Source organism: Roseobacter fucihabitans, assembly GCF_014337925.2.
GTDB lineage: Bacteria > Pseudomonadota > Alphaproteobacteria > Rhodobacterales > Rhodobacteraceae > Roseobacter > Roseobacter fucihabitans.
The window spans coordinates 232107-248860 of sequence record NZ_CP143423.1; the positions used below are offsets into that span (position 1 = coordinate 232107).

16 protein-coding genes and 1 pseudogene are annotated in these 16754 nt (G+C 57.9%); 7 read left to right on the forward strand and 10 right to left on the reverse strand.

What is annotated here, in order from left to right; genetic code table 11:
• The first annotated feature begins 28 nt into the window (after window positions 1–28).
• Window positions 29–454 (forward strand): Rrf2 family transcriptional regulator, encoded by a 426-nt coding sequence (locus ROLI_RS01115; RefSeq protein ID WP_187428105.1) that lies wholly within the window; start codon window positions 29–31, stop codon window positions 452–454.
• An 81-nt stretch (window positions 455–535) separates the two neighbouring features.
• Here the strand turns inward: ROLI_RS01115 and ROLI_RS01120 are convergent, their stop codons facing one another.
• Both ROLI_RS01120 and ROLI_RS01125 read right to left on the reverse strand, forming a co-directional pair.
• Window positions 536–2941 carry a YbcC family protein gene (locus tag ROLI_RS01120; protein WP_187428106.1) on the reverse strand — a complete coding sequence of 802 codons (2406 nt, stop codon included), beginning with the start codon at window positions 2939–2941 and terminating at the stop codon, window positions 536–538.
• A 21-nt stretch (window positions 2942–2962) separates the two neighbouring features.
• The gene (locus ROLI_RS01125; RefSeq protein WP_262386366.1) at window positions 2963–4504 is read right to left on the reverse strand and encodes a proton-conducting transporter membrane subunit; all 1542 of its coding nucleotides are present in this window, start codon (window positions 4502–4504) and stop codon (window positions 2963–2965) included.
• A 124-nt stretch (window positions 4505–4628) separates the two neighbouring features.
• Here ROLI_RS01125 and ROLI_RS01130 point away from each other — a divergent pair, with 124 nt between their 5' ends.
• Complete coding sequence (locus ROLI_RS01130) at window positions 4629–5507, forward strand: LysR family transcriptional regulator (protein ID WP_187428108.1); 879 nt, start codon at window positions 4629–4631, stop codon at window positions 5505–5507.
• A 179-nt stretch (window positions 5508–5686) separates the two neighbouring features.
• On the opposite strand, the gene ROLI_RS01135 is transcribed toward ROLI_RS01130, so the two are convergent.
• The gene (locus ROLI_RS01135) at window positions 5687–8479 is read right to left on the reverse strand and encodes a bifunctional aconitate hydratase 2/2-methylisocitrate dehydratase (protein WP_187428109.1); all 2793 of its coding nucleotides are present in this window, start codon (window positions 8477–8479) and stop codon (window positions 5687–5689) included.
• A 288-nt stretch (window positions 8480–8767) separates the two neighbouring features.
• Here ROLI_RS01135 and ROLI_RS01140 point away from each other — a divergent pair, with 288 nt between their 5' ends.
• The 4 genes and pseudogenes from ROLI_RS01140 to ROLI_RS01155 all read left to right on the forward strand — a co-directional run bounded on the left by ROLI_RS01140 (window position 8768) and on the right by ROLI_RS01155 (window position 11122).
• On the forward strand, window positions 8768–9043 hold the full coding sequence (locus ROLI_RS01140; RefSeq protein WP_338469220.1) for a helix-turn-helix domain-containing protein: 276 nt from the start codon (window positions 8768–8770) through the stop codon (window positions 9041–9043).
• Between the two features lie 101 nt (window positions 9044–9144).
• On the forward strand, window positions 9145–9414 hold the full coding sequence (locus ROLI_RS01145; protein ID WP_187428110.1) for a hypothetical protein: 270 nt from the start codon (window positions 9145–9147) through the stop codon (window positions 9412–9414).
• Window positions 9415–9663: 249 nt separating this feature from the next.
• Window positions 9664–9810: pseudogene (locus ROLI_RS01150) on the forward strand (transposase); the annotation flags it as partial.
• Between the two features lie 76 nt (window positions 9811–9886).
• Complete coding sequence (locus tag ROLI_RS01155; RefSeq protein WP_187428111.1) at window positions 9887–11122, forward strand: 50S ribosomal protein L11 methyltransferase; 1236 nt, start codon at window positions 9887–9889, stop codon at window positions 11120–11122.
• Between the two features lie 35 nt (window positions 11123–11157).
• Here the strand turns inward: ROLI_RS01155 and ROLI_RS01160 are convergent, their stop codons facing one another.
• The 3 genes from ROLI_RS01160 to ROLI_RS01170 all read right to left on the reverse strand — a co-directional run bounded on the left by ROLI_RS01160 (window position 11158) and on the right by ROLI_RS01170 (window position 12255).
• Window positions 11158–11472 (reverse strand): phage integrase N-terminal SAM-like domain-containing protein, encoded by a 315-nt coding sequence (locus ROLI_RS01160; RefSeq protein ID WP_262386349.1) that lies wholly within the window; start codon window positions 11470–11472, stop codon window positions 11158–11160.
• Window positions 11473–11669: 197 nt separating this feature from the next.
• Window positions 11670–11933 carry a hypothetical protein gene (locus ROLI_RS01165; RefSeq protein ID WP_187428112.1) on the reverse strand — a complete coding sequence of 88 codons (264 nt, stop codon included), beginning with the start codon at window positions 11931–11933 and terminating at the stop codon, window positions 11670–11672.
• Window positions 11934–12045: 112 nt separating this feature from the next.
• The gene (locus ROLI_RS01170) at window positions 12046–12255 is read right to left on the reverse strand and encodes a hypothetical protein (RefSeq protein ID WP_187428113.1); all 210 of its coding nucleotides are present in this window, start codon (window positions 12253–12255) and stop codon (window positions 12046–12048) included.
• A gap of 304 nt (window positions 12256–12559) precedes the next feature.
• On the opposite strand from ROLI_RS01170, the gene ROLI_RS01175 reads away from it, so the two are divergent.
• On the forward strand, window positions 12560–12871 hold the full coding sequence (locus ROLI_RS01175) for a hypothetical protein (RefSeq protein WP_338469221.1): 312 nt from the start codon (window positions 12560–12562) through the stop codon (window positions 12869–12871).
• Here the strand turns inward: ROLI_RS01175 and idi are convergent.
• Genes idi through chlG form a run of 4 tightly spaced genes read right to left on the reverse strand, consistent with a single transcriptional unit; the run spans window position 12832 to window position 16734 of the window.
• Entirely contained in the window at window positions 12832–13362 is a 531-nt protein-coding gene (gene idi / locus ROLI_RS01180; RefSeq protein WP_187428115.1) for an isopentenyl-diphosphate Delta-isomerase, read from the reverse strand. The two genes, ROLI_RS01175 and idi, sit on opposite strands and share 40 nt — an antisense overlap.
• The gene (locus tag ROLI_RS01185; RefSeq protein ID WP_187428116.1) at window positions 13359–14537 is read right to left on the reverse strand and encodes a geranylgeranyl diphosphate reductase; all 1179 of its coding nucleotides are present in this window, start codon (window positions 14535–14537) and stop codon (window positions 13359–13361) included. The genes idi and ROLI_RS01185 overlap by 4 nt, the downstream gene beginning before the upstream one ends.
• Before the next feature lie 2 nt (window positions 14538–14539).
• Entirely contained in the window at window positions 14540–15829 is a 1290-nt protein-coding gene (locus ROLI_RS01190; protein ID WP_187428117.1) for a BCD family MFS transporter, read from the reverse strand.
• Window positions 15826–16734, reverse strand: a complete 909-nt coding sequence (gene chlG / locus ROLI_RS01195) for a chlorophyll synthase ChlG (protein WP_187428118.1) — start codon at window positions 16732–16734, stop codon at window positions 15826–15828. The genes ROLI_RS01190 and chlG overlap by 4 nt, the downstream gene beginning before the upstream one ends.
• Between the last annotated feature and the right edge of the window lie 20 nt (window positions 16735–16754).

Sequence of the window (16754 nt, forward strand, 5' to 3'; positions counted from 1 at the left end):
AATACTTATTCATTTGCACGGTTCATAAATGCGGCTGACATCCTTCACTGATTATGGCTTGCGGATGCTGATGCGCATGGCCAGCGCGCCGGAGCAGGCCTTTTCAACGGCCGATCTGGCCGAAGAGTTCAACCTGTCCCGCCATCACCTCAGCAAGATTATGCAACGCCTCGCGCGCGGCGGAATTGTGCAGACACAGCGTGGCGGCAAGGGCGGCGCGCGCTTGTGCAAAGCGCCGGGAGACATCCCGCTCGGCTCCGTCGTTTCACTGCTGGAGAGCGATCAGCCCTTGGTCGAATGCCTTGCCGTGGGGCAAAACACGTGCACGCTGGAGGATAGATGTGGTCTCAAATCCCGCCTGCGCGCCGCCGAGGCGGTTTTTCTGGCGGATCTGGACAGATCAACATTGGCCGATATCGCCTTGGCGCGAAAACCGACACGCAGAACATCATAAGCCCTTCGTGGCCCCTAATTCCTGCACCACCTGCCATATGTCACAGCGGGCGGTGCAGATCAAAGCAAGCAATTGACAGGGTCAGCTCGCCGCCTTCAGCTCCGCGGGCGGAGCCGGATCAACAGCCATCTGTGACCATTCCAGATCCCCGTCATAGCGCCAGGCCATCCGCCCTTCTTCATCCAGCGCAAAGAGGTGCAGCCAATGATTATCAAACAAATCCCGTACACCGTCATGGCGCTTGAGCACATCGCTCATCGCTTCGCGCGGTGCCTGGATGCAAACTGACAACCGCAGCGGCTCATGCGCGTAATCCTCGCCGTCATGCACCGATTGCCAGGGCAAACCGGCGCGCAACGTTCCGCCGTTGCCTTCAACCACGCCGATACCGCCGGTGATATTGTGCAGCAGCTTATTGCCCGCGCCAAAGGTATCCGGGGCAACGGTTGAGCCATAATATTGCAGGCTGATCCAGCTTGCCACGACCACCGGCGCGGTCATGATGAGTTCGAGCACACCGAAACCCTTGTCCTCTTTCCACTGGTAGTCATGCAGAAACGCGCGGCCCTGCATATTTTTGCACGCTGTGTGATGGCGCGGTGCTGCGATGAACGCCTTGCACCCGGCCAGCGCCCATTCGGGCCGTGTTTCCGCCCAATCCCTGCTGCGCAGATCGATGTCACCCTGACCTGCCGCGCGCGGCAGACGCAACGCCCGCTCGCCCCGCGTCTGGCTGCCCGCAGCCGCGAAGCATTCTTGCGCGCGGCGCAGATCATCCGCGTGACCGTCGCAGGGATGATCCTGAGTATAGAGCGTGATCGCATCGGTCGTCGTGTCATGCAGGGCCGCGACAAACAACGTGTCCTCGGGCAGGTCGATACCGCGCTGCCCGAGACCCGCACGGACCTCGGCACTGTTGAGCAGCCCGGCCAGCAACCGCGCGTTGACCTCGCCGGAATACCCCCCGCAGGCGCCACAATGCAGACCGCTGGCGAAAGGGTTGTTGACCACATTCGCCCCATGCCCCGCCAAAACCACGAGGCGCGCAAAATTCTCTGTGAACGACATCGCCCGCAAAATGGTTTCCGCCGCATCAATCTGGGCGGCAAGATCAAGCGCGGGGTCCAGCCGGGGTGCCGGTCCGCCGGGTGCCTCATTGGGCGCGAGGTTCAGCGTATCGCGCAGCAGTTTGCCGACATAGATCGGCCCCGTCGCCTCCACAAAGGCAAAGGAGGAGACCGCAGCCAGTTTGAAGCGGCCCCATGCGCGGCTGGCGCGGGCCGTGAAGCGGGCGGTTTGCTCTGCCTCAACGTTATCGGTTTGCGTGACCGATGTGACGCCCGGATTGAGCAGCACCGGCAGCCTGTGTTCTGCGACGTCCGATGCAAAACCCTTGTGGGACGCGGTCAGGCCGAAAAAACCGGCAAACCCAAGCGTGCGAATATCAGGGCTCACCGCTTCCAGCGCGCGGCGAAAGACCTCCGAGCGCACATCGATGCAAAACGCTGCCTGCAAGGCTGGTCTTTTATCCGTCAGTTGCGGTGCCGGGTCGGCCAAGGTTTGTGCCAGATCGCGCTGTACCGCACGTTCCCATGCCTCTTGCAGAATGGCGTTGGCGACAAGGTCCGCATCCGGGGTCACGGGCGCGGCATGGGCGGTTTTCACATCTTCCCATTTCTGCGCGATCTGGTCTTTGTACTGCGCAAAAAGCGCTTCTTCCCAGATCAGCCGGATGGTCAGCATGTCGGTGATGGTCTTGTCATCCGTGCCCGCCAGTTCGGCCTGCCACAGGTAATAGCGCGCGACCTGCGACCAGCCGCCGAGAGTAAACAGCAATTGATGCAGATAGGTTTCGAGGGCCGCCTCGGGCAGCGCCAGCGCTTTGATACTGCCCGACATGGCCTCGCGCGCCGTGTCCGGCGTTTCGGCGACGAATTGCGCAAAACTCACCAGCCCGGCGATTTCCGGGGTCAGGTCATGGGTCGCATTCTGACGCCAGGCGTCATAGGCACCCCGCCGGCGCGGTGCCGCCCAAAGTGCCTGGCCCTGATCGAAATAACCCGCGGCCCAGAGCCCCAACCGATCCGCGATGATCCCCGGCCAATCGATGCCACAGACCTCTGCGGCAAGATCCGCGATGCTCGGCAAGGGTGTCGGGTCAGCGGCCTGCGCGCCGGCCAATTGCTTTAGCGACTGAAGATCGGGCAGGTTTGGCGATGTCTGGCGCGCAAGGGCGGCGGTGATGTCGGCATCGGTGATCGTGCCGTCCTCGAGCCGCTCTTTGTACCAGTTGCGCGGCATCGTCACGGGGACCCCGCCCACGCGCCCCAAACGCGCCCCAACCTGCGCCAGCGTTTCCTGTGCCTGACCCAGATAGGGGTTCACGGCGACCGATGAAGCCAGAGGCCAGACGGGGGGAATGGCGCGGGCAGCCGTGTCGCTGGCCTTGGTGATCGTTGCGGGGGAGATTTTCAAAGAAGCAGTCATCTGTTCATTCCTTAACATCACTCAAAGGCTCCGCTTGGTGGACCACCCACCCAGCAGCTTGTCAAAAACGGCATTGGCATAAAGACCGTTGGATAGATGTACCCGCATGCCCGCCGCCGCCGGATGGTAGGCCCAGAGCGGGAACATCGCCTGTGCCACGGCCACCAGACCAAAGCTCAGGATCGCAAGCACGATCAGCGCCCATTCCAGCGGACCGGGTGCCGGTGTGGCCGGCAAGGTGCCCTGCATCAGCCATTCCGCCCCGGTTTGCAGCGCAAAGTAACCCACCGCCGCCGCAACCGAGAAAGCGGCGGTGCGCTGTGTCAAGACGCGCGGGGCAGCATCTGCCAAACCCTGTGCGAGAAGATACGCGACACCGAAGATCAAAATCGCACCAAGCGCGATCGCTTGCGGGGATTTACCGGTGAAGCCAAAGATCAGAGCAACAGCCGCGTAAATTACCAGCGCAATCAGAAAGGCGCGCCCCACCGCGGAGGCATTGGGGATTGCCACGGGGCCGGGCCTGCGGATCGCGGCGACCCCATCGACGGCTGTTCCGGAGGCCAGAAAAGCATGCGCCTTATAAAGCGAATGGGCCACGATATGCAGCAAGGCCAGTGGGAACAGTGCCAGACCACATTGCAGGATCATGAAACCCATCTGCGCCACGGTGGACCAGGCCAGGGAGGTCTTGACCGCCGATTGCGTCAGCATCACCAGCCCGCCAAAGAGCGCGGTGAACCCGCCGATCATCACCAGAACGGCAAGCACGCCCGGTGCCAGCAGCATCACATCGGCAAAGCGGATCAACAGGAACCCACCCGCGTTGATGACCCCCGCATGCAGCAATGCGGAGACGGGTGTGGGTGTCTCCATGACTTCGGTCAACCACCCGTGCATCGGGAATTGCGCGGATTTCAGGATCGCGGCAAGCACCAGCGCAGAGGCAATCCATCCTGCGGCCTCATGGCCTTCGCCCATACGGGCCGCTGCGAGAATATCCGCGATGTCCCCGGTGCCATATTGCACGAAAATCAGGACGACAGCGACGAGCAAAGCGCCATCGCCCAGGCGCGCGGTAATCCACTTCTTGCGGGCCGCGCGCTGTGCTGCGACGCGGTCCGAATAATGGAGCAACAATTGGTGCAGACAGAGGCTGGTGGCGATCCAGGCCGCCGCCAGAAGCAGGATATTGCCCGCAATCACCAACACCATCACCGAGGCAAGCGTCGCGCAGAGCCAGCCGGTAAAGGGTCCCTGTTGCGCTTCGCCATCCATGTAATTCGCGCTGTAGCGCACCACGATCCAGCCCACAAAAGTCACCAGCAGCAGCATGGTTGCGCTGACGGCATCCAGGCGCGCCGATAAACCCATGCCTTCCAACCCCACAAGAGCGGATGTTCCTGCCCCTTTGGCCATTAGGGCAACACAGGACAGGAAGGCAGTCGCCAAAGCGGCAAGCGCTAGGACTTCAATCATCCGCAACAGCGTGCCCGGACGCATGTCAGGTCCGCGAAACGCAACAAAAGCCGCAATGATTAATGCGATGGGTGGCAAAAACATGAGGGTGGCAATGGACACGGGGGACATCTCCTTGACGCTGAAAAACCGCTAGCACAGCGCTATCAAATTCGGATGTCATAATAAAATTCATTGTTTACTCATTATCGTTCTGTTTAATAGATGAATGAGCGAGTTCAACTATCACCATCTGCGCTATTTCTGGGCCGTCGCGCATGACGGTAATCTGACGCGCACCGCAGAGCGGCTGAACCTGTCACAATCTGCGGTGTCGGTTCAGATCAAGCAGTTGGAAACCCATTTGGGCCATGCCCTATTTGAGCGGCGTGGGCGCCAGCTTGTTCTGACGGAGGCTGGCCGTATCGCGCTTGATCACGCGGATGCGATTTTTGCGGCAGGGCGTGAATTGATCGGCACCTTGCAGCAAAAGGGGCGAAGCCGTCAGGCGATCCGCATCGGTGCGCTGGCCACCTTGTCGCGAAACTTCCAGATGGAATTCCTGCGCCCGATCCTGAACCGGCCAGATGTCGAGGTGATATTGCGTTCAGGCACGAGCACAGACCTTTTGCAGGGGCTTGAATTGCTGAACCTGGATGTCGTTTTGATCAACCAACCGCCCGCTCAGGATGCGATGACCTCCTTTGTGTCACATCGCCTGTCGGAACAACCAGTAAGCCTTGTCGGCACGCCAGACCGGCTTGATCCGCATCTCAGCGTGAGCGACCTTCTGACCACGCAGCCGGTTATTTTGCCCACCGCCGATACCGGCATTCGGATCGGCTTTGATGCCTGGACCGACCGTCTGGGCATAAGACCTCAGATTGCCGCAGAAGTGGATGACATGGCGATGATGCGACTGCTTGCGCGTGCCAGCGTCGGGCTGGCGGTATTGCCGCCCATCGTTGTGCAGGATGAATTGACAAATGGGAGCCTTGTGGAAGCAGAGCGCCTGCCCGGCATCGGCGAGACCTTTTTTGCCGTGACAATGACGCGCCGGTTTCCAAATCCGTTCCTCACGGAACTGCTGGAGCCTCGTGCAATTTAGACGATACCTGTGCATGAACGTTGCCGGGACTGCGGAGCGGCTCGGGTTTTTGGGGCAAGGCCACTCATTGGGTGAATAGGGCGGCATGCACGGATAATATGAAGCGGGCGGAGCAGACAAAGTGCAGATACGCAACAGCGCTATTGATCAAACACAAAGCGAGCCCCGCCCGTAATTTCTCAGAAATGAGCCGACGATGTCCCGCTTGGTTTTGCAAGTGGTGGGGCAAACTTGGTCAGATCTATCCCCTTTACGGCCGATTTATATTCTTCAAGGGTCGGTGTGCGGCCGAGGATTGATGACAGAACGACAACAGGCGTGGAAGCCAATAAGGACTCGCCCGTTTTGTCATCCGCGTCTTCGACGACGCGGCCCTTGAACAGGCGCGTGGATGTTGCCAGCACCGTGTCGCCTTTTGCTGCCTTTTCCTGATTGCCCATACACAGGTTGCAACCCGGCCTTTCGAGATACAGGATATTCTCGTATTCCGTGCGTGCCTTCCCTTTGGGGGCTGCGTCGTCGAACTCAAATCCAGAGTATTTCTGCAAAACCGCCCAATCGCCTTCCTCTTTCAACTCATCGATGATGTTGTAAGTGGGGGCCGCGACCACCAAAGGCGCTTTGAAGGCAACCTCGCCGTATTCCGCCTCCAGATTGCGCAGCATTTGAGCGACGATTTTTACATCCCCCTTATGCACCATGCAGGACCCGACAAACCCCAGATCGACCTTCTTTTCGGCGCGATAGTATGAAATTGGCCGGATCGTGTCATGGGTGTAGCGTTTGGAAACATCCGCATTGCTCACATCGGGATCAGCAATCATCGGCTCGTCAATCACATCCAGATCGACGACAACTTCTGCAAAATACTTCGCATTGTCATCGGGTTTTAGCGCGGGTTTCTGACCGGATTTAACCTCCGAAATACGCCTGTCGGCGATCGCGATCAGGCCTTTGAGCATCTCGGCATCGTTATCCATGCCTTTGTCAATCATGATCTGAATGCGGTCTTTGGCAATCTCAAGGGATTCGATGAGGGTTGCGTCTTCGCTGATGCAAATGGAGGCCTTTGCTTTCATCTCGGCGGACCAATCGGTGAAGGTGAAGGCCTGATCCGCAAGCAAGGTGCCGATGTGGACTTCGATGATACGGCCCTGAAAGACGTTGTCGCCAAATTGCTGAAGCATCTGGGCCTGTGTTGCATGGACCACATCGCGAAAATCCATGTGCTCGGCCATCCGGCCTTTGAAGGTGACCTTAACAGATTCCGGGATCGGCATCGTCGCCTCGCCCGTCGCAAGAGCCAGCGCGACCGTGCCTGAGTCCGCGCCAAAGGCCACACCTTTGGACATTCGCGTGTGGCTGTCTCCGCCGATGATAATGGCCCAGTCATCAACCGTGATGTCATTCAAAACCTTATGTATGACGTCCGTCATGGCATGATAGACGCCCTTGGGATCACGCGCGGTGATCAGCCCGAATTTATGCATGAATGCCATCAGCTTGGGCGTGTTCGCCTGCGCTTTGAGGTCCCAAACGGACGCGGTGTGGCAGCCCGATTGGTAGGCACCGGCCACCGTGGGCGACAGGATTGTGGCGGCCATTGCTTCGAGCTCTTGCGAGGTCATCAAGCCGGTTGTGTCCTGCGAGCCTACGATGTCCACGCTGACCCGCGCGTCCGACCCTGCATATAAAACTGTGCCCGGTGTGACGCCCAAGGCGTTGGCATTGAAGATCTTCTCGACTGCCGTCAGCCCCTGGCCAGGATGCGAGATTTCTCTTGAGGGCGCGAAGGCGGATTTCAGTTCCACTCCCAGGATCTGGCACGCAACAGTTTGCAGCTTCTTGCCAAAGACAATCGCGTAGGATCCGCCGGCCTTCATGAACTCGGCCTTTTGCGGGGTAAAGGATGCAGCCAGGTCCACCAGCTCTTGCTCACCCGTCTCATCGAACAGTTTCCTGTCCTTGGTGTTGATGGTGAGAACGGTGCCGGTTTCAACCGAATATCTTTGTTCGAGGATCGGGTTGCCATCGTTGTTCATGATCGGTGCGCCCTGCGCATCAACCTTTTTGACCCAATTTTTCAAATCAACACCAATGCCACCGGTCACGCCAACCGTGGTCAGGAAAATGGGCGAGATGCCATTTGTGCCCGCAACGACAGGGGCGAAATTGACAAAAGGCACATAGGGGCTGGCCTTTTTACCGGTCCACAGGGCCACGTTATTGACGCCAGACATACGCGAGGATCCGACACCCATCGTCCCTTTTTCTGCGATCAGCATCACGCGTTTGTCGGGATGTTGCTTCTGAAGGTCTTGAATTTCCGCCTGCGCTTCGGGTGAGATCATGCATTTGCCGTGCAATTCACGGTCCGACCTTGAATGCGCCTGATTTCCCGGAGACAGTAGATCGGTGGAAATGTCGCCTTCGCCCGCGATGTAGGTCACAACCTTTATTTCTTCGTCTATGTCGGGAAGTTTGGTAAAAAACTCAGCCTTCGCGTAGCTTTGCAAGATGTGCTCTGCGACGGCGTTCCCCCGTTTGAATGCCGCTTTGAGACGGTCCGTGTCCGCTTCATACAAGAAAAACTGTGTTTTGAGCACGCTGCCAGCTTGCCGCGCGATCATTTCATCATCGCTTAACGCGAGATCAAGAAGAACCTCCACAGACGGCCCCCCTTTCATGTGCGATAAGAGCTCGAATGCGAAACTGGGAGAGATTTCTTCAACGACCGGATTGCCAAGGATGATTTCCTTGAGGAACTGCGCCTTTACTTTGGCGGCGCTGGTCGTGCCCGGCAGCGTATTGTAAATCAGGAAGTCTAGTGAAGCCGCTCGGTCAGCGTGTCCTTCATCTTTGATTTGCGCGATGATCTCCCGAGTCAACTCATCATCGTCGATTGGCTGGGGATGCAAACCCTGCTGTTTGCGTTTTTCGATGTCTTCGAGGTAGGCTGTGTACAAGCTCATGGCTGCCCCAACTATTGAATTTTCTATGGCATTAGCCGCTTTGTAACTGACGTTACGATTAGCGGGCTATAATTGTATACATCGGTATACGAAAAATGGAAGCGCCGCAAGACGCGCTCGTGTAACAAGGTGCCGCTTTGATGGTCAAAGTGGTTTTCTTTTGACATAACATATTTTGAAAAATGCCAACGTGCCCGCGCAAAGCGATAATGTCAGCCCTGAGCAAAGCAGAAGTGTCACTCTACTCGCAAAACGATGTGAGAACGAGCCGACATGGGATGGATGATGATGAGCGGGCGTGAGTTGAACCGAGTGGAAGTTTTGGCGCAGGTTGATCATGGTCGGTTGAGCGCCGACACTGCTGCGAACATGCTTGACCTGACACGGCGGCAAATCTTTCGGCTGTCGAAGCGATACCGGCAGGATGGCGCAGCGGCGATCCGGCACAAGTCGCGCGGATGCGCGCCGAACAATCAGTTCCACGCAGCTAAGCGCGGTTCTCGAACACATCAAAGAGATGCAGGCCTCACCACCTCCAAAGCCGAAGGTTCGCACGAACTCTGAGAAGATGGGCTATAAACCAAACGGACGGCGGCCAGGACGACCGTCTGGATCGCGGGCCAAGAAAAATTGCGAAAGCTGCGCAATAGCCCCAAGTTTGGCGCATGAATGCTGATGATGATGTTGAAGTGATTTTTCCGGACCTGTGCGCGGATGTAGAGAACCACGGGCATTTTCTGACAGTCGAGATTTACAAGACGGATATCGATCCAAGCTGCATCCTGGAGGTTGTCAATGGGTTCGCAACCTCAATAGTGTTTGATGATCCGTTCATCGCAGACGGCCTCGCTTGGCAACAGTTCGAGCAGACTGTGAAGGAAGAAGGCCTCGCCGCCTTCCTTACCAAGAAAGAAAAGCGCCAGCTTTTCCACTAACCCCCGCAAGGCTTTTCAGCCCTGAAATATTTGAGGTCTCCGGGCTGCCAAGCCTTGCTGCCGTCCCTCGCTATGGTGACACTTCTGCTTTGCAGCCTTGGTGACATTTCTGAATGGTGTTTACAAAACGACATGTGAAACAGAGCAAGTAATCCGAGCGTTAAACATGGCCGTCGCATTCCGGCTAAACGAGCACCGGGGGCGGTACGAAACCGCGACTTGTCCATCGGGATTTGTGGATGGTGACAGCGTAACGTCGAGCATGGCGCAACAGTTCACGCTGACGAAGCCACGCACCGGGATCGTTTGGCCGCTTACTTCCCAGTCAAGCGTATCAACCACCAAGAGGCGTATTCAAAGGAAGCTGCTTGCACAAACCAAGTGGAAAGCTTCTTTCCCTTTACCAATTTTTAGATGTTTGCAGCGAGTATGCCGATCAGCAGTATTTGCTTCAAATGAGGAAAAATAGAAATTGGCCGAAAGAAAATTAAAGCAGCCTTCGCAAAATTACCAAGAGCCCCAGGATCAAAGCGCGCAAGAAGCCGAAAATCTTATCCGTCTCGCAAAACTTGAACCCCTGGTCGACGGTGGCATTCGCACATCCCAGCTTCTCTCGGACACTCTCAAGATAGCCCCCCACCACCATGAAGCGCAGATCCTGCAGGAGCGGTTGCATCAGATGTTCGTGCCTCGGTGGCACTTTCCCATGCTCGCTGACAAGGGGCGCAATAGCGCCTATGCCAAGGCCATTGACATGAAGGTGCAGCCCGGTGATGTGGTCCTCGATATTGGCTGTGGGGCGGGTTTGACCGCAATGCTGGCGGCGCGCGCTGGGGCGAAACACGTTTATACCTGCGAGCAGCAGCCCCTGATTGCGGAGGCTGCAACAAGGGTCATTGCGCAGAACGGCCTGGGTGATCGCATCACGGTCATCCCTAAAATGTCACATGATCTTGTGGTTGGGGTGGATATTCCCGAACCGGCGGATGTGGTGATTTCAGAGATTGTCGATACCGTGTTACTCGGAGAAGGTGCGCTCGCAACACTCACACATGCAATGATCGCGCTTGCCAAACCACAAGCCAGGACGATCCCTGAACGCGGAACACTGATGGCGCAACTCGTGGAAAGCGACAATCTCGCAGAGCTGTGGCGACCCCAGGAAGCCGAAGGTTTTGATCTGAGCGCTTTTCACTCCTTTGCCCGGGTTGCGCAAATTACCCCAAATGATTTTGCGGTCTGCGGGATGACCCCTTTGGGGCCGACCTCGGACCTTTTTAAGTTCGATTTTACGAAGCCAAATGTTAATCCAGCACGGAGGACACAGGATCTCGCCTGTTTCAGCGCGGGCAAAGTCCATGCTGTATTTGTGAGCTTTGAGATGGAGCTTGCACCGGGTATTGTGTTGACAAATGACTTGCATTCCGAAGTCCATTGGGGACGGACGGCGTTCTTGCTGGACCGCGTGGAAACCGCGGTAGCGGGAGATCTCCTGAGGGTCACGGCTGAACATGATTCCTCCCAGTTGAGCCTATCGGTGCACGACACCGTAGTCCGCACCGATAAAGCAGGTCTCGCTAAAGGGTGGCTGAAGCAAGCGTTGGATTTGCCGCCACATCTCTGGGATGCCCATAAAATGACTGCAAGGGTGAACTCGGCAAGTCACCCACCACAGATCAAGGAAAACCGGAAAAACCGCGCGGGATGAGCCGCTTGCTTTAGGTTAGGTCAAATGACAATTGACTACCCCGGAATGTTCAATTCGCGCACCTTCTGCTTTTGATCGCGCAGACGTGCGAGGGTAGGGCTGAAGATATGCGCCACCAGATCGTGCCGCCGAAGAGTCACGCGGAAAAGGAATTTCACCCCGGTCATCGTTTGGGTACGCTTGCAGATACTGACACGGCTTTCCACCAGATGCTGCTGGAAGTACTTTGCGTGATCCGGGGTCACCGTCCCTGGTGAGCGCCCGAGCCAGGAGGCAAAATGTTTGCAGGCGCGCAAATTAATAATCTGAAACGCAGGGCCGAAATTGCGCACCGGTATGTCAAAAACCATGCGTGCTCGTAGGGGTGCCAAAGGTATCGATTATTGAATTTGCGTGGGAAGACCCTCTGTCGATCAAGGCAAAATCACTTCGATCGGCAGCTCACACCCAACATCAAAACCCGCGCAACAAATCGCGTTTCAACGCAACACCAATCATAATCGCCCCTATCGCGTAGCGATTCAGTGCAAGAGCCCCGAAGAGACATTTAATTGTTTAGATTCCAAATCCGCTGGAGCTCATCTTGATCTATGTCATTAACGATAATCTGAAGTCTTTTAGGATCCTTCATTTCTAAAAAATGCGCGGTGTAGATTGGCTTCCCGTCGACTTCATCAGTTGCCATGTAAGACCACTCCAAACCGTGCTTCTCGGCTAATATATCCTCAATAAAGTCAAACGTTTCAGTGTCTGTGACTGACAGCACCACGTGCCCGTCAGTCACTTCGATTTTGAGGTCGGAATATTGCATTTTAGCGCCACTCCAAAAAATGGGTTAAGCTCAAATTGGATCACAACATAAACCTATTGTTACATCGTTGTGAATTCGCATTTCAATGCACAAGTTGTCCGCACAGCGGACCTCATACCAGATATCTCGCGATATTCTTGGTCTGCTCATAGGGGCGGCGAAACAGCGCGTAGTGCGTTTTATAGATCGGGTCGGGCTTGGCCCACACGGCTTCCTGCACCGGAGTCCAATCGGCAAAATCCGCGCGGTTAGCTGCGCCAATCGCTAAAGTAGCGAGGAAGGCATCGTCGTAACTCGCCCCGGTGACTTTTTCGCAGACCACCTGACAGACACACGTAATATCAGATGTTGCCTGCAACCAGAGCCGGTTTTTGGTCCGGCCCCCTTACCGCGGGTAGCCGGCTGGGGGCCTGACCCAGATCGGCAAATATATCGGTCACACGGCGCTTCCCGTAAGCGATGTCTTCGATCAAAGCGCAAAGATCAGGCGGGTGGGCCAGTCTGGGGGTACGAAGCGTCTAAACGAACCAAGCTCAACGATCTCGATCCACGGCCTACCTCGCCGACGTTTTCAACCGCATTCATGATCATAAAATTGACGGGCTCGACGAATTGCGGCCTCTGAAATGGGTGCCGCTGACCGCTTCTCATTCAGAGGCGGCCTGATGGCTGCCGTGACCCACGTCTGCACCATCGACTGCGTCGCCAAAATGTTGAGCGAGGACGTCGAACTTCTCCAAGCGATCACCTGCAACGACGACAACCTCACTCATGGCAATATCATGTCCGTTTACCGCGGACCCGAAGAAACAATCTTTACCCTGACCGATGAGCGCTCCGAGAAACCGAGGGACATGATCCGAGCCGCTTGGTTTCACCACCAAAAACGGGCACCCCCTCAGGAGATCGCCAGCGCGCCGAAAATCTTTTCTGCATGATCGCGCAGGTAAATGCGCAGCCAGGGGGTAAATCTCTCCGGTGTCTCGTCCACCTGGGCTTGTAGAGCGCCAAATCGGACCCATTCAACGGCCATTACCTCGTCAGGATTGGGCGTCACTATCAAATCCGGCGTCGCAGCAGCGACATAGACATCGACGACCTCATGCTCGATCAGCCCACCACCGACATCGGCGCGGTATTCCAGATGATGCCGGTGCAGGGGCTCCAAGCCCGTGACCCCGATCTCTTCTTCCAACCGCCGGATGGCGCAATCAAGCGGCGCCTCGTCCCACTCAGGATGAGTGCAGCAGGTATTCGTCCAAAGGCCCGGCGTGTGATATTTGCCCATCGCGCGTTGCTGCATCAGCACCGCATCCCCGTCCAGAACGAACACCGACACGGCCTTGTGACGCAAACCCTTTAGGTGCGCCTCAAGCTTTTCAACAGGTGTCAGCGTGCCATCCACCCAGGCGGGGATCATGATCGTCATACGCGCGTGGTTGCCACGAGACCGCTCAGGTGGGCAAGGTTTTTTATGCCGATTTTGAGATGCGCCATGGGCCGGGCCGCGACCAGTTTCTTGTTCATATAGGCCTCGAAGGTCAATTTCTGAACGTCGACGTCGTGACACAGCGACACGAAACGCTCGCGCCGCTCGTCGCTGCGATAATAGGCGTTCTGCATCGCGCCCAGCACCTTGAAGACCTGCTTATGCTCGCGCATGAACAGCTTGCGCGCCAACCCGAGGTTTGCGATCTTACCACTGGCCAGCGTGGCCGCCGCCGCTGTGGCCGCAACGCGCCCGCCAACCATCGCGTAATAAATCCCTTCACCGGATGAGGGCGCGACAACGCCCGCCGCATCCCCCGCAAGGACCACGTCATTGGCATTATCCCAGAATTTCATCGGCTTGAGCGGAATAGGTGCACCTTCGCGGCGCAGGGTCCTGCAATCGCTCAGCCCCGCAGAGGCCCGCAAGTCGGCAGTGGCCTGTTTGAGATCGACGTCCGTGACAATCGTGCCCATGCCGACACTGGTGGTGCCACCATGCGGGAAGATCCAGCCGTAAAAGTCGGGCGAAATCTTGCCATCATAGATCACATCGCACCGCGTCGGATCATAGGTCTCGGTCGCGGCCGGGGCCTCGATGATCTCGTGATAGGCCAGCACATAGGGGATCTTATCCCCGCCCGGAACTTCCTGGCGCGCCACCTTGGAGCGCGCGCCATCCGCACCGATGATCAGCCGGGTTTGCAACTTGCGTTCTTCACCGCTTTCCTTGTCGCGGTACAGCACGAAACGGTCTTTGCCCTCCCGCTCAATGCGCAGGAAAGTTCCGGTGAAACAATGCGCGCCTGCCTGTTTGGCGCGTGCGCGCAGGAACGGGTCGAAATCCTTGCGATCCACCATGCCGACGAACCCGTTTTCAATCGGGATATCCACATGACGACCGCTGGGCGAAATCATCCGGGCGGTGTTGACCTTGGCGACCAGCTGGTCGTCCTTGATGTCAAAATCCTCCATCAAACGGGGGGGGATCGCGCCGCCGCAGGGTTTGATACGCCCATCGCGGTCGATCATGGCCACCTTATGGCCCGATTGCACCAGATCCAAAGCCGCCGTCGCACCGGACGGACCGCCGCCAACCACTACTACATCATACATGGTCATTCTCCCGGAACCAACGAACTGTGCAGCGCGGCGGGGCGTTCCATCACCCGCAGTGCCATATATGCAGCGGCGATAAACAGCGCTGCTTCGATTAGAAATACTGTGCCAAAGGCGGTCGCGTCGCTGGTGGCGACACCGGCGCGCATGATGTCAACGGATGCTGCGCCGACCAGACCGCCGAACCCGGCGGCCAGCGCCTGTGCCGCGCCCCAAAGACCCATGCGGGTGCCTTCGCGCGCATCGCGTCCGTCGCTTGCCAGCGCCATCATCGACCCAATCGCAGCAACCGCGAAGACGCCGTTGAAAAAACCAAGACCAACGACAGCCGCCATCAAGGGCGCACCCACGCCGACCTGCCCCAGGAGCGTCAAAGTGACCAGCATCGCAGCCGAGCCAAAGCATCCGCCGATGACCCAGGCGCGCAGCGAGCCGATCTTGAAGCCCGTGGCCATGACGCCCACAAGCACCATGCCCATGAACACACCGCCGTTTTGTGCGCCTGAGAGCGAGGTGGATTGTCCGGGCGTGAAGTCGAACACCAGACCCGCATAGGGTTCCAGGATCAGTTCCTGCATGAAATAGGCGGTCATGGAGAGAAAGACGAAAAGCGTGAAATTGCGTGCTTTGCGTTCGGCCCAGACCTCCGCGAGGCCTTCGCGGAAGGGCATGGGCGCGACTTCGGGGGCCGCGTCCACGCGGGCCTCGATGCCCCAGACGGCGATGCAGGTCAAAACAAACGCGCCGCCGGTGACGATGGCCACGATCTTGAGCAGCAGGGTTGCGGAATAGGGGTCAAGCTGCGCGCCGACGACGCCCGCGGTGATTGCGATACCGGCGATCATCATCAGCCAGGTGATCGTCGCTGCCGCCGCGCGCCGGGTGGGTGCCGTGGCCGTTGCGAGCAAAGCCAGCAGTGAGGTGCCTGAGGCCCCGACGCCGAGGCCGATCAACGCATAGGCGACGACAGACAGCACCATGCCCATGGCAAATTGCGTTTCCATGATGACCACGCCGTAGGCCGCGAGCATTGCACCCGCGGCGAGCGCGGCCATGCCACGGATGATCCAACGCGTTCGATTGCCGCCCGTATCGGACAGAAAGCCCCAGTTGGGCCGCGTGATCTGGATGCCGTAATGCAGCGCCACGAGCAGGCCCGGCAAAACAGCGGGCAGGGCCAGTTCCACCACCATCAGGCGGTTCAGCGTCGAGGTGGTCAGCACGACGATGGCCCCGAGGCACATCTGCACCAGACCCATCCTGACGATGGCAAACCAGCTTAAGGTCATAGCCCGGACCCCATGCTGCGCAGCGCGAAGGCCGTGACCATCATGCCGCTGACATAAAGTAAAACGCCGGTGCCATTATACCAGGGGGCTTTACCCTTGGGGTCCTTGAACAGGACGGTCATGGCCCAAAGCTGCACCAGAACCAGAGCCATGACCGCCGCCGCGTGATAGGGCAGCGCCCAATGGGCGAGCAACAAAATGACCCCGGCCTGCGGGATGGTCATGACGGTGCAAGCGACTTTGGCGGCGCGTTCAGGGCCAAGCGTGACCGGGAGAGAGTTGACGCCCATTTGCCGGTCACCCTCCAAGGCTTTGAAATCATTGAGGGTCATAATGCCATGCGCGCCGATACCATAAAGCAGCGCGACGATGACGATGGGCCAGCCCGGCGCACCCGCGCTCAGCACGGCGGCCCCGGTAAACCACGGCAGGCTTTCATAGCTCAGCCCGACGAGCCCCGGACCCCACCAGCCGGAACGTTTCAGGCGCACGGGTTCCGCGGAATAGGCCCAGGCGGCGAGCACACCGATCACGGTCGCGCCGAAACCCCATGGACCCAACTGCCAACCGACCAGCAAGGACAAGGCGGACATCGCCAGCGCAATCCACAACCCCCATTTGCCGGGGATGCGCCCGGAGGGAATCGGGCGGTCCGGTTCGTTGATGGCATCCACATGACGATCGCACCAATCATTCGCGGCCTGAGACATGCCGCATACGACAGGACCGGCGAGGATGACGCCCAGAATGACAAGCCCCAGATGCGCGGAAGGCGCAACACCCGAAGAGATCACACCGCAGACATAGGCCCACATTGGCGGGAACCACGTGATGGGCTTGATGAGCCGCAGCGCGGCTACGGGTTCGGGAAAACGGCGAGATTGTATTATTGTTGTGACAGTCATGTGTAAACTATGACTGACAC

Excerpts from the sequence above, each read along its gene's own strand:
- ROLI_RS01120 (WP_187428106.1), bottom strand. The coding sequence starts at position 2,941 with ATGACTGCTTCTTTGAAAATCTCCCCCGCAACGATCACCAAGGCCAGC.
- ROLI_RS01190 (WP_187428117.1), bottom strand. The coding sequence starts at position 15,829 with ATGACCTTAAGCTGGTTTGCCATCGTCAGGATGGGTCTGGTGCAGATG.
- ROLI_RS01160 (WP_262386349.1), bottom strand. The coding sequence starts at position 11,472 with ATGGTTTTTGACATACCGGTGCGCAATTTCGGCCCTGCGTTTCAGATT.
- ROLI_RS01130 (WP_187428108.1), top strand. The coding sequence starts at position 4,629 with ATGAGCGAGTTCAACTATCACCATCTGCGCTATTTCTGGGCCGTCGCG.
- ROLI_RS01175 (WP_338469221.1), top strand. The coding sequence starts at position 12,560 with ATGGGTGCCGCTGACCGCTTCTCATTCAGAGGCGGCCTGATGGCTGCC.
- ROLI_RS01115 (WP_187428105.1), top strand. The coding sequence starts at position 29 with ATGCGGCTGACATCCTTCACTGATTATGGCTTGCGGATGCTGATGCGC.
- ROLI_RS01135 (WP_187428109.1), bottom strand. The coding sequence starts at position 8,479 with ATGAGCTTGTACACAGCCTACCTCGAAGACATCGAAAAACGCAAACAG.
- idi (WP_187428115.1), bottom strand. The coding sequence starts at position 13,362 with ATGACGATCATGATCCCCGCCTGGGTGGATGGCACGCTGACACCTGTT.
- ROLI_RS01125 (WP_262386366.1), bottom strand. The coding sequence starts at position 4,504 with ATGTTTTTGCCACCCATCGCATTAATCATTGCGGCTTTTGTTGCGTTT.
- ROLI_RS01140 (WP_338469220.1), top strand. The coding sequence starts at position 8,768 with ATGAGCGGGCGTGAGTTGAACCGAGTGGAAGTTTTGGCGCAGGTTGAT.
- ROLI_RS01185 (WP_187428116.1), bottom strand. The coding sequence starts at position 14,537 with ATGTATGATGTAGTAGTGGTTGGCGGCGGTCCGTCCGGTGCGACGGCG.
- ROLI_RS01165 (WP_187428112.1), bottom strand. The coding sequence starts at position 11,933 with ATGCAATATTCCGACCTCAAAATCGAAGTGACTGACGGGCACGTGGTG.
- ROLI_RS01145 (WP_187428110.1), top strand. The coding sequence starts at position 9,145 with ATGAATGCTGATGATGATGTTGAAGTGATTTTTCCGGACCTGTGCGCG.
- chlG (WP_187428118.1), bottom strand. The coding sequence starts at position 16,734 with ATGACTGTCACAACAATAATACAATCTCGCCGTTTTCCCGAACCCGTA.